20 protein-coding genes are annotated in these 20,759 nt (G+C 66.9%); 8 read left to right on the top strand and 12 right to left on the bottom strand.

Translation table 11 applies throughout. The features are described 5' to 3' along the window. Positions 1 to 19: 19 nt before the first annotated feature. The 3 genes from gdhA to ACFQQD_RS12825 all read right to left on the bottom strand — a co-directional run bounded on the left by gdhA (position 20) and on the right by ACFQQD_RS12825 (position 3,818). Entirely contained in the window at positions 20 to 1,360 is a 1,341-nt protein-coding gene (gene gdhA, locus ACFQQD_RS12835; RefSeq protein ID WP_378089936.1) for an NADP-specific glutamate dehydrogenase, read from the bottom strand. Between the two features lie 179 nt (positions 1,361 to 1,539). Then, positions 1,540 to 2,607: an aldo/keto reductase gene (locus tag ACFQQD_RS12830; protein WP_378089934.1), complete on the bottom strand. Its 1,068-nt coding sequence runs from the start codon at positions 2,605 to 2,607 to the stop codon at positions 1,540 to 1,542. Positions 2,608 to 2,621: 14 nt separating this feature from the next. Further along, positions 2,622 to 3,818: a glycosyltransferase family 4 protein gene (locus ACFQQD_RS12825; RefSeq protein ID WP_378089932.1), complete on the bottom strand. Its 1,197-nt coding sequence runs from the start codon at positions 3,816 to 3,818 to the stop codon at positions 2,622 to 2,624. A 200-nt stretch (positions 3,819 to 4,018) separates the two neighbouring features. On the opposite strand from ACFQQD_RS12825, the gene ACFQQD_RS12820 reads away from it, so the two are divergent. From ACFQQD_RS12820 to ACFQQD_RS12805, 4 genes are all read left to right on the top strand, one after another. Next, a complete protein-coding gene (locus ACFQQD_RS12820; RefSeq protein ID WP_378089930.1) occupies positions 4,019 to 5,347 on the top strand; it encodes a DUF6350 family protein in 1,329 nt (442 codons plus the stop codon). Positions 5,348 to 5,370: 23 nt separating this feature from the next. Then, on the top strand, positions 5,371 to 6,081 hold the full coding sequence (locus ACFQQD_RS12815) for a response regulator transcription factor (protein WP_378089928.1): 711 nt from the start codon (positions 5,371 to 5,373) through the stop codon (positions 6,079 to 6,081). 69 nt (positions 6,082 to 6,150) lie between these two features. After that, positions 6,151 to 7,602 carry an MFS transporter gene (locus tag ACFQQD_RS12810; protein ID WP_378089926.1) on the top strand — a complete coding sequence of 484 codons (1,452 nt, stop codon included), beginning with the start codon at positions 6,151 to 6,153 and terminating at the stop codon, positions 7,600 to 7,602. Continuing rightward, positions 7,599 to 8,924 carry an amidase family protein gene (locus ACFQQD_RS12805; protein ID WP_378089924.1) on the top strand — a complete coding sequence of 442 codons (1,326 nt, stop codon included), beginning with the start codon at positions 7,599 to 7,601 and terminating at the stop codon, positions 8,922 to 8,924. Before ACFQQD_RS12810 ends, ACFQQD_RS12805 begins: the two co-directional genes overlap by 4 nt. 1 nt (position 8,925) lies before the next feature. Here the strand turns inward: ACFQQD_RS12805 and ACFQQD_RS12800 are convergent, their stop codons facing one another. From ACFQQD_RS12800 to ACFQQD_RS12775, 6 genes are all read right to left on the bottom strand, one after another. Then, entirely contained in the window at positions 8,926 to 9,759 is an 834-nt protein-coding gene (locus ACFQQD_RS12800) for a spermidine synthase (RefSeq protein WP_378089922.1), read from the bottom strand. After that, positions 9,756 to 10,169, bottom strand: a complete 414-nt coding sequence (locus ACFQQD_RS12795; RefSeq protein ID WP_378089920.1) for a hypothetical protein — start codon at positions 10,167 to 10,169, stop codon at positions 9,756 to 9,758. The genes ACFQQD_RS12800 and ACFQQD_RS12795 overlap by 4 nt, the downstream gene beginning before the upstream one ends. Before the next feature lie 67 nt (positions 10,170 to 10,236). Beyond that, on the bottom strand, positions 10,237 to 11,223 hold the full coding sequence (locus tag ACFQQD_RS12790; RefSeq protein WP_378089918.1) for an ABC transporter substrate-binding protein: 987 nt from the start codon (positions 11,221 to 11,223) through the stop codon (positions 10,237 to 10,239). Positions 11,224 to 11,233: 10 nt separating this feature from the next. Next, complete coding sequence (locus tag ACFQQD_RS12785; RefSeq protein WP_378089916.1) at positions 11,234 to 11,917, bottom strand: ABC transporter permease; 684 nt, start codon at positions 11,915 to 11,917, stop codon at positions 11,234 to 11,236. Next, a complete protein-coding gene (locus ACFQQD_RS12780; protein ID WP_378089914.1) occupies positions 11,914 to 12,552 on the bottom strand; it encodes an ABC transporter permease in 639 nt (212 codons plus the stop codon). Before ACFQQD_RS12780 ends, ACFQQD_RS12785 begins: the two co-directional genes overlap by 4 nt. Before the next feature lie 41 nt (positions 12,553 to 12,593). Further along, positions 12,594 to 13,409 carry an ABC transporter ATP-binding protein gene (locus ACFQQD_RS12775; protein ID WP_378089912.1) on the bottom strand — a complete coding sequence of 272 codons (816 nt, stop codon included), beginning with the start codon at positions 13,407 to 13,409 and terminating at the stop codon, positions 12,594 to 12,596. A gap of 33 nt (positions 13,410 to 13,442) precedes the next feature. On the opposite strand from ACFQQD_RS12775, the gene purN reads away from it, so the two are divergent. Further along, positions 13,443 to 14,039, top strand: a complete 597-nt coding sequence (purN, locus tag ACFQQD_RS12770) for a phosphoribosylglycinamide formyltransferase (RefSeq protein WP_378089910.1) — start codon at positions 13,443 to 13,445, stop codon at positions 14,037 to 14,039. Between the two features lie 111 nt (positions 14,040 to 14,150). Continuing rightward, a complete protein-coding gene (locus ACFQQD_RS12765) occupies positions 14,151 to 15,581 on the top strand; it encodes an MFS transporter (RefSeq protein ID WP_378089908.1) in 1,431 nt (476 codons plus the stop codon). Positions 15,582 to 15,616: 35 nt separating this feature from the next. Here ACFQQD_RS12765 and ACFQQD_RS12760 read toward each other — a convergent pair whose 3' ends face one another. After that, positions 15,617 to 15,751: a hypothetical protein gene (locus tag ACFQQD_RS12760; protein WP_378089906.1), complete on the bottom strand. Its 135-nt coding sequence runs from the start codon at positions 15,749 to 15,751 to the stop codon at positions 15,617 to 15,619. Between the two features lie 46 nt (positions 15,752 to 15,797). On the opposite strand from ACFQQD_RS12760, the gene ACFQQD_RS12755 reads away from it, so the two are divergent. After that, a complete protein-coding gene (locus tag ACFQQD_RS12755) occupies positions 15,798 to 17,585 on the top strand; it encodes a gamma-glutamyltransferase family protein (RefSeq protein WP_378089904.1) in 1,788 nt (595 codons plus the stop codon). A gap of 5 nt (positions 17,586 to 17,590) precedes the next feature. Continuing rightward, positions 17,591 to 18,712 (top strand): DUF418 domain-containing protein, encoded by a 1,122-nt coding sequence (locus tag ACFQQD_RS12750; RefSeq protein ID WP_378089902.1) that lies wholly within the window; start codon positions 17,591 to 17,593, stop codon positions 18,710 to 18,712. Here ACFQQD_RS12750 and ACFQQD_RS12745 read toward each other — a convergent pair. Together ACFQQD_RS12745 and ACFQQD_RS12740 are read right to left on the bottom strand one after the other, a co-directional pair. After that, positions 18,696 to 19,274, bottom strand: coding sequence for a cysteine hydrolase family protein (locus tag ACFQQD_RS12745; RefSeq protein WP_378089900.1), 579 nt, complete (start codon positions 19,272 to 19,274; stop codon positions 18,696 to 18,698). The genes ACFQQD_RS12750 and ACFQQD_RS12745 overlap by 17 nt on opposite strands. 5 nt (positions 19,275 to 19,279) lie before the next feature. Further along, positions 19,280 to 20,662 (bottom strand): MFS transporter, encoded by a 1,383-nt coding sequence (locus tag ACFQQD_RS12740; protein WP_378089898.1) that lies wholly within the window; start codon positions 20,660 to 20,662, stop codon positions 19,280 to 19,282. Positions 20,663 to 20,759: the final 97 nt, after the last annotated feature.

Below are 20,759 nucleotides of genomic sequence, written 5' to 3'. Positions count from 1 at the left end.
CAGATGTAAAAGAGAGGGGCTAGACGACGCCTTGGGCAAGCATGGCATCGGCGACCTTGATGAAGCCGGCGATGTTGGCGCCGACCACGTAGTTTCCGGGGGCCCCGTACTGGTCGGCGGTCTCCAAACACCGGTCGTGCACGCCGGTCATGATCGTCTCGAGGCGGTCATGAGTGTTCTCGAAACTCCAGGTGTCCCGGCTGGCGTTCTGCTGCATCTCCAGCGCTGAGGTGGCCACACCGCCGGCATTGGCGGCCTTGCCCGGTCCGAACAGCACCCCGGCCTGAAGGAACAGCTCCGTGGCCTTCTGCGTGGAGGGCATATTGGCGCCCTCGGCCACCGCGATCAGCCCGTTCTTCACCAGTGTCTGGGCGGCGTTCTCATCGAGCTCGTTCTGCGTCGCTGAGGGGATGGCCACGGTGCCCGGCACATCCCAGACGGACGCGCCGGCCACGAATCGTGCCGTGCCCCCGCGCTGCTCCGCGTACTCGGAGATGCGGCCGCGCCGGGCCTCCTTGATCTCCCGCAACAGCTCCAGGTCAATGCCAGCTTCATCCACCACGTACCCGGACGAGTCCGACGCCGTCACCGCGACGGCCCCGAGCTGCTCGGCCTTGGCAATCGCGTTCAAGGCCACATTTCCGGAACCAGAGACGAGAACTCGCTGTCCCTCCATGGACCGGCCGTGAGTGCGCAGCATCCGGTCGGCGAACATCACGGCGCCATAGCCGGTGGCCTCCGGGCGGACCAGCGACCCACCCCAGGTGATGCCCTTGCCGGTGAGGACTCCGGATTCGAAGCGATTCGTGATCCGCTTGTACTGACCGAACAAGTAGCCGATCTCGCGAGCGCCCACGCCGATATCCCCGGCGGGGACATCCGTGTGCTCACCGATGTGGCGGTACAACTCGGTCATGAACGACTGACAGAACCGCATGACCTCGGCATCGCTCCGGCCGGCCGGATCGAAGTCGGAGCCACCCTTGCCGCCGCCGATGGGCATACCGGTCAGCGCGTTCTTGAAGATCTGCTCGAAACCGAGGAACTTGATGATCCCGAGGTACACCGACGGGTGGAACCGCAGACCGCCCTTGTACGGCCCCAGGGCGGAGTTGAACTCCACGCGGAAACCGCGGTTGATCTGCACGGTCCCGGCGTCGTCCACCCACGGGATGCGGAAGATGATCTGCCGCTCCGGTTCGCACATGCGCCGCAGGATCCCAGCATCGGCGTACTCGGGGTGGCGGCTCACCACGGGCCCGAGCGCTTCGAACACCTCGGTGACGGCCTGATGGAACTCGCTCTCGCCCGGGTTGCGGCGGAAGACCTCATCCCGCAGATTCTCCAGACCTCGTTCCATATCCGTCCTCGCTTTCCTCACTGGCGTCTCTCTAACGGGGTGGTCATCCCCGGACAGGGAGCGGCCGCGACCACTGTACCGGCCTTATCGATACCAGGAGCAAGCGTGAAGAGTTCAGGCCACACCACAGTCACATACCACGAGGGCGCCCCTCAGCAAGTAACAGACAGTACCGCCGACTATCCGGCCGGCGGCTCCTCGGTGTCGATGGACTTCCGCTGGGCCTCGGCATAGCGATGGCCGTGGACCGTCTCCTGGTTGATGATCGCGTCGATCCGCGCGAGATCGTCGGCGGTCAGGATCACCTGCTCGGCGGAGCGGTCCTCGGCGAGGTGGGCGGCCGACGTCGTTCCCGGGATGGCGACCACGTCCGTGCCCTGGGCTAGGATCCAGGCGATGGAGAGCGCGGCGGGGGTGGTGCCGAGGCGGTCGGCCTCGGCGCGGAAGGGCTCCAGAAGGGCGAGGTTCGCCGGGTAGTTCTCGGCGGTGAACCGGGGCATCCGGTGGCGCAGGTCTTCGGCCGGCAACGCTGCGGGATCCTCCAGGGTGCCCGTGAGGAAACCTCGGCCCAGCGGGGAAAAGGCCACCAGGGTGGTTCCGGTGCGACGGCAAGCGTCCAGCAGGCCCCATTCCGGGTTGCGGGTCCACAGCGAGTACTCGTTCTGCACGGCCGCCACCGGGTGCACGGCGTGGGCGCGTTCCAGGGTGGCTCCAGAGACTTCGGACAAGCCGTAGGCGCCGATCTTGCCGGCCTGGATCATCTCGCTGAGAGCACCCGCGCTGTCCTCCACAGGAACCTGCGGATCGAGCCGGTGGAGGTAGTAGAGGTCGATGAAGTCGGTCCCGAGCCGTCGCAGGGAGGCGTCGACCTGCCGGTGCAGCGACTCCGGACGGCCGTCGATGCCCCGCTCCGGACCACCGACCAGTCCACCTTTGGACGCCAACAGGACGTCCTGTCGGCGTGAACCCAGGGCGCGGCCGACGACCTCTTCGTTGTGGCCCGCACCGTAGAGCGTCGCCGTGTCGAAGTGGTCCACGCCCTCGTCCAGGGCTGTGCGCACCAGGGCGACGGCGTCGTCGTCAGAGAGGAAGTGGGAGTACCCGTGGTTGAGGTTCATGCACCCCAGGCCGACGGGACGCACGGAGCGGCCGGCCAGCTGGCGGGAGGTGGACAGATCGAGGGCTGCGGTGGCGGTGGCGGCATCCATACCGACAGCGCCAGCAGCGTCAGAAGGGGTGTTGCTCATGTCTCCAGCCTAGGTCAGCGCGGCAGCAACCAACCGTCCCAACCGGAGCTTTGCTGCAGGTAGGTGCGCACATACACGTCGTTCTGCCGATGACGCACTCGGATGGCTCGCTCGTAATAGCCCACGAGCTGTTCGCACAGGACTGGCCAGGTGCGGCCCTGGACCGTCTGATAGGCGGCCTCGGCGAAGGCGGTGCGCTTGACGTCGTCGTACACCAGGTCGCGGACGCGGTCCCGCAGCTCATCCAGAGCGCCGGGACGGTACAGCCAGCCGGTGCGGGAGACGTCCACCAGGTCGATCGGCCCGCCGCGGCCGACGGCGACGACGGGCACTCCGGAGGCCATGGCCTCCTGGATGGTCTGGCAGAAGGTCTCGGATTCGCCGGGATGGACGAACAGGTCCAGGCTGGCGACGTGTCGTGCCAGATCCTCCCCGCCCTGGAAGCCGGCGAAGTGCGCGCCGGGCAATCGCTTCCGCAGGGAGTCCTTCAGGGGCCCGGATCCGACGATGACCAGGCGAGTGTCCGGCAGGTCATTGAGCACGGCAAGGTCCTCGACCTGTTTCTCCGAGGCGAGCCGGCCGACGAAGCCGATGAGCTTTTCGCCGTTCGGCGCGAGCTCTGCCCGCAGGGCCTCGTCTCGCTTGGACGGATGGAATCGCGTGGTGTCCACGCCGCGGCGCCACAGGTGCACGCGTTGGACGCCGCGTTCGTGCAGTTGGTCCATGCAGAAGCTCGACGGAGCCACGGTGAGCGTGGCCAGGTCGTGGATTCGCTCGACGTGCTGCCACAGCACCTCTTCGAGCCACGGGAACCCGTAGCGGGCCGCGTAGTTGGGCACCTCGGTCTGGTAGATGCACACGCTCGGTAACCCGAGAGCGTTGGCAGCCTGCACCGCGCGCCAGCCCAGCACGAAGGGCGAAGCGATATGCACGACGTCGGGAGCGAAGTCCGCGAGAATGCGGCGGACCCGATTGACGGTGCCGGCAGCGACGCGCACGTTGGTGTAGCCCTTGAGCGGGATGGAGGGGAGGCGGTGGACCGGAAAACCCTCCACCTCGGCGGGGGCCTCGTCATCCATCCACGAGGAGGACGGGGCGATGATCAGCACGTCGTCGCCCCGGCTCTTGAGGTGTCGGAGCACCTGGAGGATGGAATGGGTGACGCCGTTCATGTGCGGCAAGAAGGACTCTGCGACCACAGCAATTCTCACACTGTTACTTTTACTGCCGCCGAGCATCCACGCACTCGCGGCACGGTTTAAGCCAGGTGGCGGCCGGGTGAACAGTTGGTACATCTGGTGTCTCGTCTCGCCGAGGTGCCGACGGTGTCCGTGCGGGCCGCATCGGGTCTCCTGTGGGGCCGCGCCGGTCGCCGTCACGGCCGGAGCCGGGTGGCACCATGGACGATGACATGAACGCTCGAACCCGCCGCTCCCTCAAACCCCTGCCGTTGCCCCTCTGGGTCCAGGGGGCGATCGAGGCACTCATCGCCGCGATCATCTCCGCGCTGATCATCCTGATTCCCTTGGTGGCCGTCTGGTCCACCAATGGTTTCGCCGCGACTGGGGTCGACTTCATCGTGCGGCTGGGCGGTCAGGCTTGGCTGTTGATCCATGGTGTTCCGCTGCACCTGACTCTGGAGGTGCCGACCACCTCGGCGGACACCATCACGGGAACGTTCTGGTTCCTGCCCTGGGGCCTGGTGCTCTTGCCGTTGCTTCTCGGTTGGCGGGCGGGCCGGCGACTGGCGCGGGCGTCCTACCAGGATCAGATCTGGCAGGCGCTCGCCGGCGGTGCCGGTGCTTATGCCCTGTTCGGGTTGCTCACGTCGCTGCTCATGGAGAACGAGACGGTCGGCATCAACCCCCTGTGGGGCACGCTGATTCCGACCGCCATCATGGTGGCCGCGCTGTTGGCCGGCGCTCGCCGGGAGGCCGGTTCCTGGGGGCGACTCATCGGCGTCGACCTGGCCGAGAGAATCTCGACGTTGTCTCAGCACTCACGGTGGGCCGGTTCCTATGTGTGGTCTGTGGTCCGCGCCGGCTTCGTGGCGTTGACCGCCTCCTTCGGGCTGGCGGCTGCCGTGATGTCCGTCCAGATCGCGGTGCACTGGGCCGAGATCGCGCAGGTCTACCAAGAGCTCAATGCCGGCATCTGGGGCGGTGCGACCATCACGGTGGCGCAGTTGGGGATTCTGCCGAACCTGGTCATGTGGGTACTGGCGTGGTCGTCCGGCGCCGGGTTCTCGCTGGGAGCCGGCTCGGTGGTCACCCCCTTGCAGACCGCCGTCGGGCCGCAACCGGCTGTGCCGCTGCTGACCGCGTTGCCCGTGGGGCTGGAACCGGCCTGGTCGTGGATGTTCCTGCTGCTGCCCGTGATCGGTGGCTTCGTGGCCGGTTGGTGGCTGCTGCGCGAGGGGGAGAACCACTTCGATGAGTGGCTCTCGTTGAAGATCAGCACCCGGTGGGCGTCGCTGACGCTGTCCACCCTGGCCTTGGGGCTGTTCGTGGCGGCGGCCACCGCTGTCCTCTCCGTGATTCCGTTCTGGCTGTCCGGCGGAACGCTCGGGGTGGGGCGGCTGACCGAGTTGGGGCCGACCGCGTGGCTGGCGGCGCTGATGTTCGGCGGATTCGCCGGACTGGGAGCCATGTTCGGCTACCTGATCGCCCCGGCGTGGGAGCGGTACCGCTACGTGGCCCCCGATGAGTGGGAGGACCCGGACGACGACGACAGCCTCTAGGCTCCTTGTGGCACCATTGTGTGATGCAAGTAACGTCGACAGGCGGCTTTGCCCGGGAACGCTCGTTGCTGGAGATTGTCGAGATCATCCAGTCCGATGCCTCCCTGACTGAGCGGCGATTGCGCGTCGGAGAACGACTATTGCAATTGCTGCGTGCCGAGACGTTCGTGTCCTACGTCCAAAAGCCTGAGGGGCCGTTTGGCGATCCGGTGGACATCAACCTCGGGGTCGAATCCCTCCAGGCGTACGACGAGCACTTCCGGTACGTCGACGGAATCACTCCAGCTCTGTTCAATCGGCTCGGAGCGGCTCGCATCAGTCCTCCTCGAAATTCTCAGGATGAGTTCACCCGGGATTTCCTTCATCGCCGACAGATGCATCACGGCATGAATTTCTTCGCGCGGTCTCCCGCTCCGGGAAAGGTGGATCTGCGCATCTGGCGGGATCGATCCGCGGGGGAATTCACCGACGATGATGTGCGCCTGCTCGAAGGAGTCGGCGGACTCATTGAACGCTTGTGGTCAGCGAAAACACCGGCGGCTGAGGTCACTCTCACCCCGCGCGAGTTGGAGGTCTCCGAGTTGGTTGCCGCTGGGCTGAGTGACCAACAGATCTGCTCACGTCTTGCGTTTTCTCTGGCGACTCTGCGCACACATCTCAGGAATCTCTTCGCCAAGGTGGGTGTGCAAAACCGAGCGGGTTTAGCTGCGTACTACACACGTCATCATCATTAATGACGATGGCGCCGGCCTGACCGAGCTTCGAGACTGAGAGTGATCTACCACACTCATGAAGGAGTCTCGATGTCTGCTTCCCCGGTGCACTCAGAACGTATTCGCCTTTTGCAACGCATCGACAGGTTTCCGAAGTGGGGCCTCTCGTTTACCTCTGCCCTGACCATCGGCTTGGGCATGCTGTTCGTGCAGTACGACATCTTCAACATCAACGTCTCCTTCGTGCAGACGTGTACTCAGATCGTCGATGGCTGTACCGGAAGCTCGTCCGATCAGTTCATCGGTCTGCCGGTGTTCGCCAGCCTCTTGGGGTACGGCATCGGCGCCTTGACCCTTGGTCCGCTGTCCGACCGGTTTGGTCGGCACCGGTTGCTGATTGTGGCCATGCTCATCACGGGACTGGGGTCGCTGTATTCGACCCTGTCCATGGACCAGTTGAACTTTGTCCTGTCTCGGCTGGTCACCGGAATCGGTGTGGGTGCTGATCTCGCCATCATCAACGTCTACATCAGCGAAGTAGCACCCCGACGGCAGCGAGGCCGGTACACCGGGATGCTGTTCATCATGGCCGCCATCGGTTCTGCCCTCGGTATCTGGTTGGGCTTGTTCCTCACGACGCCCATGGGTCCCTGGCCCAGCGGCCTGCCCTTCGCTTTGGCATCGGAGGACTTCGACACCGGTTGGCGCTGGGTCTATGGCATTGGAGCGCTCCTCGCAGTCGTGTCCATTGGCTTGCGCGTGGCACTACCCGAGTCTCCACGGTGGTTGGCAGATCATGGCCGCACGGACGAGGCCGGAACCGTCATCGACGGCATGGAAGTGATCGCGACCAAGAAAGCACCACTGTTGCCCGACGACGCAGTCGTGGACGTGACCATCCTTCCCGAGCCGAGCGCTGTCCAACCCAGAGGCAGGGCCGTGATGGAGCTGTTCACCTCGCCCCTGTACCGGCGCAGACTGCTCGTGTTGGGAGCTGCTTGGACGCTGGGATATCTCACCATCTACGCGTTCGCCGGTGCGCTGACCACCGTGCTCGTTCGGCAGGGATATTCCGTGGGCGAAGCCGGAATCGTCTCTGCGGTGGGCCTGTTCGGATTCATCGCCGCGGCGGTCGTGGCGCGATACGTGGTGGAGCATTTGGAGCGGCGTTCCTGGATGCTCATCGGGGCGGTGATTGCGGTGTTCGGTGCCATTCTGGTGGCAGCCGGTGGGGGCAATCCGGTCACGGTCTTCGTCGGCGCCGTGGTGTTGTTCTTCGGGCAGAACCTGTGGGTGCCGGCACAGTACGCACTGACTGCCGAGAGTTTCCCCACGCGTTTCCGCACCAGCGCCTATGCTCTGGCGGACAGCATCGGACACGTCGGCGGAGGCCTCGGAGTCTTCCTGCTCGTGGGCCTCCTTGCACCGCTGCCCATCATGGCGTCGATGCTGGCACTGGTGAGCTTCCTGGTGCTCGGAGCCCTGGTGAATTTCTTGGCTCCGAAGACCCGCAACAAGACCCTGGAGGAAATCTCGCAGTGAACCCGGAATCACTCACCATTCAGGAGCCCTCTGCAGGCGTCTGGACTGAGATCGCCTCCGAGCAACAGATCCTCGCTCAAACGTCGACGCCAGTGCCACCAGACCAGCGCGCCGGCTCGCCTTCTGGCGACACTTCGGCTGATGGCGCTTTCGCCGTGGCGGTGAAGGCCAACATCGCCGTCGCCGGCTTCACCCGATCTGCCGGGTGTGAGGCCCTGGCGGTTCGACCGGAATCAACCGATGCACCCGTCATCACGCCTCTGCGGGCAGCCGGTGCCGTGGTGGTCGGCACCACGAACATGCACGAGCTGGCTTTCGGGATCACCTCGAACAATGTCTCTTACGGACAGGTACCTCTGCCGGGGCACGAATCGCGAAGTGCGGGTGGGTCGTCCGGGGGCAGTGCCGCCGCCGTGGCCGAGGGGTCCGTGGCGATCGCTCTGGGAACGGACACGGGCGGTTCGGTGTCGGTGCCCGCGAGCCACTGCGGAGTGTTCGGTTTCCGTCCGACGACGGGCCGCTGGCCGAGCGCGGGTCTCGTCGGATTGTCGTGGACCCGTGACACTCCGGGAGTGCTCACTCGCACCCTCGATGACGCCGTCCGCGCGGATACCTGGATCACCGGGGAAACGGGTGGGCAGAACACGGGCGGCCGCCGTCGTCTGGGCTTGCCACGGCAGTTCGTCGACGATCTCGATCCGCACACCGCGGCCGTCTTCGACCGTTCCGTGGTGGCCTTGCGCGAACGCGTCGAGGTCGTCGACGTCGATCTTGCCGAGGTCTTGGCGTTGACGGGTCCGGCTGAAATGCCCACTGTGCTCTGGGAGGCGAAACAGCTGCTCGGGGCAGTGGCAGCTGAGGTACTCGACACCACGCCCACCGAGGGCTTCGAACGACTGGCCCACCAGGTGACTAGCCCGGACGTGGGGGCCATCCTCCAGGGTGAGTGTCAGAGTCCCGTCACGGCGGCCGCCTACTCCGCGGCACAGCAGGCCACGGTCCGAGCGCGTGCCGACTACGCCGCCCTGATGGAAGACCAGCGCCTTGACGCACTGGTCTTCCCCACCGTTCCGGCGCCGGCTCCTCCCCTGGACACCCTCGACACGGTGCAGCACCGAGGACAGACCGAGAACGCCTTCCTCCTCCACACGCGGCACACGGGGCAGGGGACGATGCTCGCCGCCCCGATGGTCACCATCCCTCTCCCCGTCATGCCGGACGCCCTTCCCGTAGGCCTGACGGTGCAAGGCCAACGCTGGGAGGACCGGAAAACCCTGAAGGTGGCGGACGAGGTTCATGCAGCAGTGAGTGCCAGGGCCTGAGCTAATCCCGGCTCTGAATCCGCTCAGCCAGCGCCATCGTCTGAGCTGGATCGAGCACGGCGGCCGGATGCGGTCCGGCGGCCAGGAGTTCAGAGCGCAGCGATTCCTGTTCCCACTCAGTCACCGCGCCCCCCGCGGCCAGAACCGCATTGTCGGTCTGCAGCCGGTCGAGCATGCTCGTGTCGGCGAGGGTCCAGGCACCGGAGAGCCCGACGTCGGCGGCCGCCTTCTCGAGGGCGCGCGCCTGCTGCGCGAGAAAGCGCAGCCCCTTCTCATCGCCGATGTTGATCAGCAGCACTCCCGTCTCGGTCAACTGATTGAGCAGTTCCCCGTAGAACTCCGCGCCGGTCAGATGTGCCGCGGCGTCGGCGTCGGTGCCGATGTCCAGCACGACGGCGTCGAAACGCGGCTCTCGCAGCTGTTCCAGTTCCGCTCGGGCGTCACCGATCACCACCGTGAGGTCAGTTCCTTCCGGTGGAGGCAGTTCGGCAAGGACCAGGGAAGGCAACTCTCGCTCGAGCTCGACCACGGTCTGTCCGGAACCGGGGCGAGTCCACTGCACGTACCGCGGCAGCGTCAGCGCGCCGGCGCCCAAGTGAAGGATGCTGATCGGCTGAGCAGGTGACCAGCCGACGTCGAGCACGTTCGCCATGCGGCGCAAGTACTCGTATCTGATCGCACCGGGATTCTGCAGATCGACGTGCGACTGAAGCGCCCCACCGATCTCCAAGACCCAACCCTCGCCATGCTCGTCCGGAACGATTCGGGCCTGCTCGCCGGACACGCTCAGTTGAACGCTCCGCCCGGAGGGAAGGTGAGCGCGCTTGCCGGTCATGAATCCGTTGCGGGCGTCCCGCCCAATTGCTCCGTGTAAACGCGGCTACAGTTCTCCAGCGCGCGGTCGGTCAGGGCGCCGGAGGTGCAGTCCTCGAACTGCTCCGTGGCATCCCAGAAGACGATCTGGGCCGAGGCGATGACGCCGAACAGCAGGCACCCGGCCATTCCGGCCACGGCCGCCAGGCGCAACATCCACGGCGAGGTGACGTGGGAGGTGCGGGTGAGGGCGACCACGCCCCAGACGAGACCGGCAGCGGCACAGGGAAGAGTGACGACCTTCCACGGCAGGGTCAGCACCGAGGCGAGGTAGGTGAGCACGAGCATGCCGGCCAGCCAGATCAGCGCGTCCCGCAGTGAACGGTACTTCTTCAGCTCGGGATCGTTCGGGGGCGCTTCAGTCTGACTCACCGTCCCACCCTACTGGGCCGCGCTCCGGGGAGCCGCCGGGGACCCGCCACCCACCTCCGTCGACGCGCTAGACCAAATCGTGCTCGGCCAGCCACTCCTCAGCGAGATCGCCGCTGGAGGCCTGTTCTTCGACGGACTGGCGATTGAGTCCGATGAGTTCCTCGGCAGTCAGCTCGGCATTGACCTCGTTGATGACGGCGGCGGCCTCCTCGTCGATGGCATCGGAGACCAGGGGCGTGACGTTCTGCGGCAGGATCAGATTCTCCGGATCCTCCAACGTGACCAACCCCTCGGACTCGATGGAGGGGTCCGCCGAATAGATGTCGGCCAACTGGACGTCACCGTCCACCAGGGCCTTGACCGTCACCGAGCGGCCCGAGTCCTCCACGGGGACGACGCTGGCCTCCACGCCGTAGGTCTCCTTCAGCCCTTCCGGCCCGTACGGTCGGGTTTCGAACTCGGCATTGGCCGCCACCTTGAGCGGCTCGTCCACGTTCTGCAGGTCGGCCAGGGAGGTCAAGGAATGCTCCTCGGCGAATTCCTGAGTGACGTTGTAGGAATCCTGGTCCGTCGCCTCGGCCGCCTCCAGCACCCTGAGTCCTTCCGGCAGCACCTCGGTCAGGGCCGCGTGGACCTCCTCGGGCGTGGTGGCCGTGGCCGATTTGTCGTAGTACTGCAGCAGGTTGCCCGAGTACTCGGGCATGACATCGATCGCGCCGGACTCCACCTCGGGCAGATACACCTCGCGCTGGCCGATCTGGTACTGGCGGTCCACGCTGTACCCCTCGGCCTCCAGCGCCTGGGCATACAGCTCGGAGATGATCTCGTTCGAGTAGTACTGCTGAGAGCCGACGACGATGCTGTCGCCCGCGCCACCTTCACCTCCGGCTGCAGAGCCGGATTCCCCACCCGCCGAACCGGAGGCCGAGGACCCGCCACCGAGCGGATCCGAGCTTCCACAGCCAGCCAGGGCGAGGGTCGCGACGGCGGCCGCTGCCAGTAACGACATCCGTGCCGGGCGGTCAGAACCAGAACGTCGAGTGAACGCTGTCATGATGATGAACTTACGTCGACTGGCCGCGACGTGCCACCCGCACACCGCGCGGCACCGTGGCCCAGCCGAGTCCGGCGAAGACCGCGTCCAGGGCGATGGCCAGCACGACCACCAGCAGAGATCCGCCGAGCATCATCGCGTAGTCCTGGGTCTTCAACCCGAGGAACAGGTACCGGCCCAGTCCGCCAGCCCCCACATAGGCGGCCAGAGTGGCCGTGGCGATGACCTGCAATGCCGCCGAGCGCAAACCGCCGATCAAGGGCGGCAGTCCGAGCGGCACCTCGATGCGGGTGAACATCTGAGCGCCCGTCATGCCCTGGGCCCGGGCCGCATCGATGATCTGCCGGTCCACGGCCTCGACGCCGGCATAGGCCGCGGCGAGGATGGAGGGGATGGCCAGAATGACGAACGCGGTCATCGGCGCCGCGATGCCAATGCCGATCAACAGCGCCATCAAGGTCACGACGCCGAGGGTCGGCAGGGCGCGCGCGGCACCGGAGATCGCGACGGCCAGGCCTCGACCACGGCCCGTGTGCCCTACCCACCAGCCAGCCGGGATGGCGATCGCACTGGCGAGGATCAGTGCAAGCACCGTGTAGCCGAGGTGCTCCAGCAGGCGTGCGCCGATTCCCGTGGGGCCATTCCACTGCATCGGGTCCAGGCACCACAGCAGCGCGTCTCGGAGTTGGTTCATGCCGCGGACACCGTCCACGGCATCGCCAACCGCCCCGCGAGCACGAGCAGCCGGTCCAGCGCCAGGGCGAGCAGGACGGTCAGCACGATGCCGGTGAGGACCTCCGCCAGCAGACCTCGCTGCAAGCCGTCGGTGAAGAGCAGGCCGAGAGAGGGGATGCCCAGGACGGCTCCGACGGTGCACAGCGACACCGTGGACACCGCGACCACGCGCAGTCCGGCCAGGATGACCGGCCCGGCCAGGGGCAGATCGACGGCGAAGAACCGGTGCAGCGGCGAATACCCCAGGGCGACGGCGGCGTTGCGGGCCTCGGGAGCGATGCCGTCCAGGCCGTCGGCGACGTTGCGCACCAGCAGGGCGACCCCGTACAGCGTCAGGGCGACCACGACATTGATCACGTCTCGCACGCCGGTGCCGATCAGCACCGGCAGCACGATGAACAACGGCAGCGAGGGAAAGGCGTAGAGCAGGCCGGCGCCCGTGAGAACCGGCCCGTTGAGAGGCCGGTATCGGTGTGCGATCCAGCCCAGTGGCACGGAGATCAGCAGGGCCAGCAGGATGGCCGGAAGGCTGGTGGCCACATGAGCCCACAGTCGCTCGCCGATCATCGGGAGGTTGTCCAGAACCCACGTCATGGAGTCATTGTCCCCATCGTCACTCGATCATCATTCGGCCATCACTCCGCCAGGATGCCGGCGGGCCGTCCCCGGGAATCGACCAGCACCACCGACCCGTCCGCAGCGGTCTCCTGGTGCAGTGTGCGCCGGCCGCGGTCGAGACCGAGGAACTCCCGGACGAAGTCGTTGGCGGGGTCAGAGACGAACTCCTTCGGCGAACCCTGTTGGGCGATGCGGGCGCCACTCTGCAGCAGCACGATGTGATCCCCGAGGGCCAGTGCCTCGTCCATGTCATGCGTGACGAAGAGGATGGTGGTGCCGAGGGTCCGGTGCAGCGAGACGAGCTGGCGCTGGAGTTCGGAGCGCACCAAGGGGTCGACCGCACCGAACGGCTCGTCCATCAACAGGATGTCCGGGTCGGCAGCAAGCCCGCGGGCGACACCGACGCGCTGTTGTTGTCCGCCGGAGAGCTGAGCGGGATAGCGGTCCATCAGTTCGGGAGCCAGACCGACCAGGTCCATCATCTCGGCGGTCTTGCGCCGGGCCCCGGCGCGGTCCATGCCGTTGAGCCGCGGGACCGTGGCGATGTTCTGGCCCACCGTGCGGTGGGGGAGTAGCCCGGAGTTCTGCATGACGTAACCGATCCGCCGGCGCAGGGCCACGGGATCCTGGCCGGCGACGTCCTGACCGTCCACGGCCACCCGGCCTTGCGAGGGGTCCACCATGCGGTTGACCATCCGCAGCAGCGTGGTCTTGCCACAGCCGGAGGAGCCGGCCAACACCGTCAGCGAGCCCCGGGGGACCTCCAGGGTGAACGTGTCCACGGCCACGGTGCCGTCCCGGAAACGCTTGGTGACCGACCCGTAGGAAATCATGCGACCAGAGTACGCGGGCCTACCATGGTGGCTATGCGCATCGTGGCCCTCGTTTCCGGTTCCGGGTCCAATCTGCAGGCGGTGATCGATGCCGTTGCAGCCGGCACACTGGACGTCGAGATCGCGGCCGTGGGAACTGATCGGCCCGACGCCGGTGGGCTCGCCCGGGCGGCGGCCGCCGGGATCGAGACGTTCGTGGTCGACTTCGACCAGTACTCAGACCGGGCCGCGTGGAACCACGCGCTGACCGCCACCATCTCGTCCTATGCTCCGGACTACGTGCTCTCCAGCGGGTTCATGAGGATTGTCGGCGAGGAGTTCATCGACGCGTTCGACGGCCGGTACCTGAATACCCACCCCGCCCTCTTGCCGGCCTTCCCGGGGGCGCACGGCGTTCGCGACGCCCTGCGGTACGGGGTCAAGGTCACCGGGTGCACGGTGCACGTGGCGGACGCCGGCGTGGATACCGGGCCGATCCTGGCCCAGGCCGCCGTGCCGGTGCTGGACACCGACAACGAGGCCATCCTGCACGAGCGGATCAAGGTGCAGGAACGGCATTTGCTGTTGGTGGTGCTGGGAGAACTCGCCGCCGGAAAACGGCCCGAGGACTACCGGCCCCGGATGCGGTGAGGCTCACTTTGGCCGGTGGCCGCCCTCACAGCTAACGTATGTCGCAAGACACACTCACTATCACCATAGGTATGGCCGTTCCATGTGGAGCCGCCATCCGGGAGAGAACACATGGCACAGCATTCCACCGCCTCACCCGCTGCCCAGGGCACCCACGGGTCGCCGGGCACCGATCTCCGAGATCGCATTGAGCGTTCGCCGATGGGCGCCTATCAGTGGCTCATCATCGGCGTCTGCACCTTTCTGAACGCCCTGGACGGTTACGACGTCCTGGCCATGGCTTTCACGGCCAACCCCGTCTCCGAGGAGTTCGCCCTCTCCGGGACCACCCTGGGCCTGCTGCTCAGCGCGGGCCTGATCGGCATGGCCATCGGATCGCTGACCTTGGGCCCGGTGGCTGACCGCATCGGCCGGCGCCCCATGACGCTGATTTCCCTGATCGTCAATGCCGCCGGGCTGTTCCTGTCCGCCACCGCCAACAGCGCGGCCGAGCTCGGCGTGTGGCGCATCGTCACGGGGCTGGGCATCGGCGGCATCCTCGTGGGCACCAACGTGCTCTCCTCCGAATACGCTTCGCGCAAGCGGCGGGGACTGGCCGTGAGCATCTACGCCGCCGGTTACGGTGTCGGGGCCTCGCTGGGCGGCACGGCCGCCGTCGGGATGATCGAGTCCTTGGGCTGGCGCTCCGTGTTCGTGCTGGGCGGTGCCCTGACCGTCGTCGCCCTGGTTCTGGTGTTCGCCCTGCTGCCGGAGTCCGCCGCGTACCTCTACACCCGCCGTCCTGCCTCCGCGCTTCAGAAGCTGAACCGGGTGGCCCGCAGGGTCGGGCAGCCGGCCGTGGAGGCCTTGCCCGCGGAGCGCACGAAGGCCGAGGCCGCCGCCGACGTGGCTGCCGGACGCAGCGAGAAGGCCGGGATCGGCGCGCTGTTCAGCCGCAAGAACCTCAAGATCACCGTGCTCGTGTGGATCGCCTTCTTCACGGTGATGTTCGGCTTCTACTTCGTCAACTCCTGGACGCCGAAGCTGCTCACCGAATCCGGTCTGACCCAGAACCAGGGTGTCATCGCCGGCATCATGTTGACCCTGGGCGGGACCATCGGTTCGATCCTGTTCGGCGTCCTGACCGCTCGCTGGTCCACCCGCGGGGTGCTGTTCTGGTTCACCATCGCCTCGGCCGTGGCCATGACGCTGTTCATCTCTTCGGCCTCGATCATCTGGGCCGTCTTCGCGCTGGGCATTGTGGTCGGCATGCTGATCAACGGCTGCATCGCCGGGCTGTACGTGCTCACCCCGCAGTCCTACGGCCCGCAGGTGCGCAGCACCGGCGCCGGCTGGGCCATCGGCATCGGCCGCGTGGGCGCCATCCTCGCCCCGATGATCACCGGTGCGCTGCTCGACGGCGGCTGGACGCCTCAGTCGATCTACATCGGCGTCGGCCTGGTGGTCCTGATCGCCACGGTGGCGCTGTTCCTGCTGCGCACCGCCGACGTCGAGGCCAACCACGCCCCGGACCGTCGGATCTCGGAGGGCGCCGCCAGCTGAACGTCAGCTCCGCCAGCCCTCAGACCGGCTGGGCGTTAGCCCCGCTCGACGACCTCGTCGGGCGGGGCTTCCTCGCTCGTGGAGGACGGTGTGGGATAGTCGAACCGAGCCCGACCCGGAGCCGACAGCGAACGGCTCCGGATCTCCCCGCCCTTCGCGAAGGAGTCCACGATTCGACGTGATCATGGGACAGCTCCACGGCTGTTCGCCGTCCCCGTGCTGGCCACTGCCCTGATGCTGGCCGGGTGCACCACACCGGATCCGGACGGTTCTCCGCGGTCCGGTGAGACCGGCAGCGCCGGCAACGGAGGTTCCAGTGCGCCGCCGGAGCCCGGCCAGGACGATTCCGCCAGCTCGTCCACCCCGTCCGATGCGGGAACGCCGGAGCCCTCGGGCTCGCTGGACCAGTACGGCGTGAGCGCGGCGCACCCGTTGGCGGTGGACGCCGGAATGGACCTACTGGTCGACGGCGGCAACGCCGTCGACGCCGCCGTGGGCACTGCTTTCGCCGTGGCCGTCGTCGAGCCCTTCGCCTCCGGGATCGGCGGTGGTGGGTCAGCCATCCTGGCCGCCCCCGGTATGGACGCCACAGGCTACGACTATCGCGAGGTGGTGGCCCAGGACGGCAACATCCCGGCGTCCGGCACCGGAGTCCCCGGCTTCGTGGCCGGACTGGCTGACATCCATGCCGAGCACGGCGAGCTTGACTGGGCCGAGGTGCTCCAGCCGGCCATCGACCTCGCGGAGGAGGGTTTCCCGGTTTCCGATTTCCTCGCTCAACGGCTGCGTGCGGATTTCGGACCCAGCTCCATCGAGGGTCTGGAGCACTACCACTCCGCCTCCGGTGAACCGCTGAGTGCCGGGGACACCCTTGTCCAGGACGAACTGGCCGAGACGATGACCACGCTCGCCGACCAGGGGCCAGAGGCGTTCTATGACGGACCGTTGGCCTCAGAGTTGAGCGAGGTGGACGGTCTGGATGCCGACTCACTGGCGGCCTATGAATCCGAGGAGGTCGCTCCGGTCAGCGGAGAGTTCGGAGACTACGAGGTCGTCTCGGCGGCCCCGCCCCTGCCCGGGGCGGCGCTCGTCCAGCAGTTGCAGCTCAGCGAGGCCCTGGGCATCGCCGAGCATGAACCCGGCAGCGCCGGCTACGTCAATCGGATGTCCGAAGCCTGGCTTGCCGCCGAGGAATCGGTCCATCGATTCTTCGGTGATCCGGACTTCGTGGACGTGCCGGTCGACGCACTGACCGATGCCGGCCAGAACGCCCAGAGAGCGGACCAGCTGACTCTCGAGGCCGAGGGCGTGAGTGCCAACAGCAGGAGCGCCAACAGCACGAGCGGCGGCGGCGTCAGCAGCGTCCACAGTGCCGGCGCCCAGGCGGCGCAGCAGCCGGTGACGGCGGGCAACACCACTCACCTGACGGTGGTCGACTCGGAGGGGCTGACGGTGTCAATGACGAACACCCTGACCAGTTTCTGGGGAGGAAGCGAATCGGAGCATGTCGGCGGCTTCTTCCTGAACAATCAGCTCTCCCGCTTCGCCACGGAGGAGTCGGAGAGCAACCAGCCGGAGCCCGGCCGCAAATCCGTCAGCTGGTCGGCGCCGAGCATGGTCCTGGACTCCGAGCAGCGGCCGGTGCTGGGACTGGGCAGTCCGGGCGGCCATCAGATCCCGAACATCCTCACACCGGTCCTCGTGGCCTGGGGACTGCAGGGCGCCTCACTGCAAGAGGCGGTGGACACCCCGCGGTATCACCTGCAGGACGGCGTGCTCGCCGTGGAACAAGAGCCCTCAGCCGAACTGACCCGGTTGATCGACGCCCGCGGATGGTCGGTGCAGCCGACGACCCGTGAACAGGCGATCTTCGGTTCCGTGCAGGCCCTGGAAATCGACTATGACACCGGGCACCTCACCGGTGCTGCGGACAGTCGGCGTGAGGCGGACGTGGAGATCGCCGACGCGGATGCCGACTCCGGTGCCGGGAACGGGGAAGAATGATCATCATGGGATCGGTCCCTCCTTCCGGACACCCCGTCGACGATGGCCATCCCCACGTCGGCGGCTCCCGGGGTGAGCAACCGCGCGGTGGCGGCGGTGGGGGACGCATGGCGGGGCTGGACGCAGCCCGTGCCCTGGCGATCATCGGCATGATCATGGTGAACGTCGGCCCCCGAGGCGAAGAGGGGATGGTGGGCACCCTCTACGACGTCCCGCTGGGACGCTCCTCGGTGCTGTTCATGCTCCTGGCCGGCGTCGGAATGTCGATCATGACCCGCTCCAGCCTGGCCGGCGGACGCCTTCCATGGGGAACCATCGTGTGGAGAGCCGTGCTGTTGCTGGTCGGCGGGCTCGCCCTGCAGATGGCCGGCCACGAAGCCAGCGTGATCCTGCCGCTGTACGGTGTCCTCTTCCTGGTGTGCCTGCCCCTGCTGAAGGCTCCCACGTGGCTCGTGGCGGGACTGGGTACTGCGGCCACCGTCGTCGGCCCGCTGATCTGGCTGAGCGTGCGAGCCGGAGCAGACGCGTTTCGCGTCAAAGAGCCGACGCTGCTGGACTCGCCCGCGGTGATTCTGGACGACATCCTGTTCTCCGGGTCCTATCCGGCGGTGGTCTGGGCGGCGCCCTTCCTCCTCGGGATGGTGCTGGGCCGCCTCAACCTACGAGACCCGGCACTGCGCCGCCGGCTAGTGGGCGGAGGCGCGGCGGCCGCCGTCGGGGCGTTCGTGGTGTCTCACCTGCTGATCCTGGTGTTCGGAGAACCGGGGCAGACGATCGGCTGGGATCGGCTCGTCTCGGCCACGGCACATTCTCAGATGCCCCTCTGGCTGATCTCCAGCATGGGGGCGGCGGTGTTCGTTCTCGGGCTGAGCCTGCTCACGGAAGACGTCTTAGCCAGGCGACTGCCGGCCCTGGTAGCCATGGGCAGGCTGTCCCTGACCGTCTACGTCGGCCATCTGCTGGCGCTCGCAGCGTTCGTCCGGCCCGGTCCGGACTCGCTCGCCGCCGGGGTGTTGGTCTCGGTGCTACTGATCGGCGTGTCCATCGTCTTCGCGTGGTTGTGGACCCGCCGATTCCGGACGGGGCCGCTGGAGACGCTGCTGCGACTGCCTAGCCGGAGGTCGTAGTCAGCAGCCGTTCCAGGTCCGGCCGGTCGAGAATCCGCTGACGGAAGTTCTCGCAGATTCCCTCGAGCTCGGACCACCCGCTGTCCGGGTCGGAGGAGGCGATGGCGTTCCGGGCGTACACCACCTGGAAGTCATGGGCGAAGGCGTCCCGACCGGTGGCGCCCACGCAGGACTCGGCCGTCACCCCGGCCAACACGAGCGTGTGAATCCCGCCGGTCCGGAGCCGTTGGGCCAGGGAGGTTCCGTGGAAGGCGCTGTCCCGAATCTTCTGCAGGTGCGTGGCCGGTTCCAGCTCCAGCTCGTTCAGCAGCTCCGCCTGGTGGCTGCCCTCGAAGTTGAACCCCTGATCGTCCTCGAGCATCTTCAGGGTCCAGGTCGACTTGTCCCGGGCATGCACGGTGCGCACCACGAACACCCGGTGCCCGTGAGAGCGGGCGACGCCGGCCAGCCAGGTGGACTCGCTGACGAGCCGTTGCCGGCTGTCCTGCATCTCCGGGAACTCGAAGAAACCCTCCTGCAGGTCGATGAAGACCACGGCAACACCGCTCGAACTCTCCGTCATGTCCCTCACGCCTCCGTCACTTCCAGTTCGCGCCCCTTGGTCTCCGGTGCGATGAATAACATCAGCACACAGGCCACCACCACCAGCACACCCGTGACCACGAACGCCACCGTCAGGCCGAGCGCCGGCACGAGGGCCGCAACGAACACCAGCGGTCCGACGCCGGCGGCCACCCGGGACACGGCCGAGGCCCAGCCGAAGCCCGAGCCACGCAGCTTGGTCGGATACAGCTCCGAGACGTACGCGTACAGCACCGGAATCGCCACCTGCACCACGAAACCGAAGCCGAGCACCAGCGGCAGCACGGCAGCCGGCACATCGAGCAGGGCGGCCAGGGCGACCAGCAGGAAGGACGAGACGACGGCGGTGACCGCCAGCAGCCACTTGCGGCCGGTCTTCTCGACGAGCCACGCCGCCACGATCACCCCCAGCAGGCCGACGGCGGCCATCGCCCCGGTCATGATGAACGCCCGCGACTGCTCGTAGCCGGCGTCGATCAGGAAGGTCGGCAGCCACTGCAGGGCGATGTAGTAGACGAGCATGAGCGTGAAGAACAGGGACCAGGCGACCGTGGTGATCCGCCAGGAGTATCGCCACAGGTCGGCCAGCTGCTCTCCCATGGATGCCACGGTCAGCGGCTTGGGCTGGGGGACCGGAGGCAAGACGTAGTCGCGTTGCGGTGTTCCGGTCCGGCGCACCAGGGTGTCGATCACCGACCGTGCCTCCTTCTCGCGGCCCTGCTGGATGAGGAACAGCGGGGATTCGGGGACCAGGAGTCGGACGAAGAAGACGAGCAGGGCCGGCAGGATCATCGCCAGCATCGGCAGCCTCCAGTCACCCCACTGAGCGACCAGCCAGGCGGAGAGGAAACCACAGGCGGCCGCGCCGATCGGCCACCACCCGTCCATCGCCGTCAACACGGTGCCGCGTGCCTTGCGCGGAGTGAATTCCCCGACGAGTGCGTAGTCCACGGGAATGCAGCCACCGAGGCCGAAGCCGGCCAGGAAGCGGAACAGCACGAACCAGCCGATCCCTCCGCTGAGGGCACCGGCCAGCGTGAAGAGGGAGAACACCAACAGAGTCGCGGCGAAGGCCTTCTTGCGTCCGATCCGGTCGGCCACCGTGCCCCACATGAACGCACCGAGGGCCATGCCGATGAGGTTGGCGGTGCCGATCCAGGCGGCCTGCCCGGCGGACAAGGCCCATTCCTCGCGCAGCAGGGGGATCAGTACGCCGTTCAGGGAGACGTCCCAGGCGTCGAACATGAACCCGAGTCCACCGATGAGGAAGATCCGTCCCTGAGTGTTCCACCGCCAGGGCAGGTCTTGGACGACTTCTTCCCCGGTGGGCAGAGTTGAGGAGTGTGAGTTGGCGAGAGGTGTCATCATGTCTTCCGGTACGAGGGCGTATCGAAGCCGAGCGAGTGTCGAAACGGAGCGAGCGTTAAGAAAGAACCTTAGGCGAGGACCTGACTCTCAGCCCCAT

The sequence above is a fragment of the Citricoccus sp. GCM10030269 genome, assembly GCF_042665635.1.
Taxonomy (GTDB): Bacteria; Actinomycetota; Actinomycetes; order Actinomycetales; family Micrococcaceae; genus Citricoccus.
Note: the sequence above shows the minus strand (reverse complement) of the source record. Positions and strands in the feature narration are given on the sequence as shown.

Bases quoted from the DNA above. Each gene is read 5' to 3' on its own strand.
- gdhA (WP_378089936.1), bottom strand. From the start codon at position 1,360: ATGGAACGAGGTCTGGAGAATCTGCGGGATGAGGTCTTCCGCCGCAAC.
- ACFQQD_RS12830 (WP_378089934.1), bottom strand. From the start codon at position 2,607: ATGAGCAACACCCCTTCTGACGCTGCTGGCGCTGTCGGTATGGATGCC.
- ACFQQD_RS12820 (WP_378089930.1), top strand. From the start codon at position 4,019: ATGAACGCTCGAACCCGCCGCTCCCTCAAACCCCTGCCGTTGCCCCTC.
- ACFQQD_RS12815 (WP_378089928.1), top strand. From the start codon at position 5,371: ATGCAAGTAACGTCGACAGGCGGCTTTGCCCGGGAACGCTCGTTGCTG.
- ACFQQD_RS12810 (WP_378089926.1), top strand. From the start codon at position 6,151: ATGTCTGCTTCCCCGGTGCACTCAGAACGTATTCGCCTTTTGCAACGC.
- ACFQQD_RS12800 (WP_378089922.1), bottom strand. From the start codon at position 9,759: ATGACCGGCAAGCGCGCTCACCTTCCCTCCGGGCGGAGCGTTCAACTG.
- ACFQQD_RS12790 (WP_378089918.1), bottom strand. From the start codon at position 11,223: ATGACAGCGTTCACTCGACGTTCTGGTTCTGACCGCCCGGCACGGATG.
- ACFQQD_RS12785 (WP_378089916.1), bottom strand. From the start codon at position 11,917: ATGAACCAACTCCGAGACGCGCTGCTGTGGTGCCTGGACCCGATGCAG.
- ACFQQD_RS12780 (WP_378089914.1), bottom strand. From the start codon at position 12,552: ATGACGTGGGTTCTGGACAACCTCCCGATGATCGGCGAGCGACTGTGG.
- ACFQQD_RS12775 (WP_378089912.1), bottom strand. From the start codon at position 13,409: ATGATTTCCTACGGGTCGGTCACCAAGCGTTTCCGGGACGGCACCGTG.
- purN (WP_378089910.1), top strand. From the start codon at position 13,443: ATGCGCATCGTGGCCCTCGTTTCCGGTTCCGGGTCCAATCTGCAGGCG.
- ACFQQD_RS12765 (WP_378089908.1), top strand. From the start codon at position 14,151: ATGGCACAGCATTCCACCGCCTCACCCGCTGCCCAGGGCACCCACGGG.
- ACFQQD_RS12750 (WP_378089902.1), top strand. From the start codon at position 17,591: ATGGGATCGGTCCCTCCTTCCGGACACCCCGTCGACGATGGCCATCCC.
- ACFQQD_RS12745 (WP_378089900.1), bottom strand. From the start codon at position 19,274: ATGACGGAGAGTTCGAGCGGTGTTGCCGTGGTCTTCATCGACCTGCAG.
- ACFQQD_RS12740 (WP_378089898.1), bottom strand. From the start codon at position 20,662: ATGATGACACCTCTCGCCAACTCACACTCCTCAACTCTGCCCACCGGG.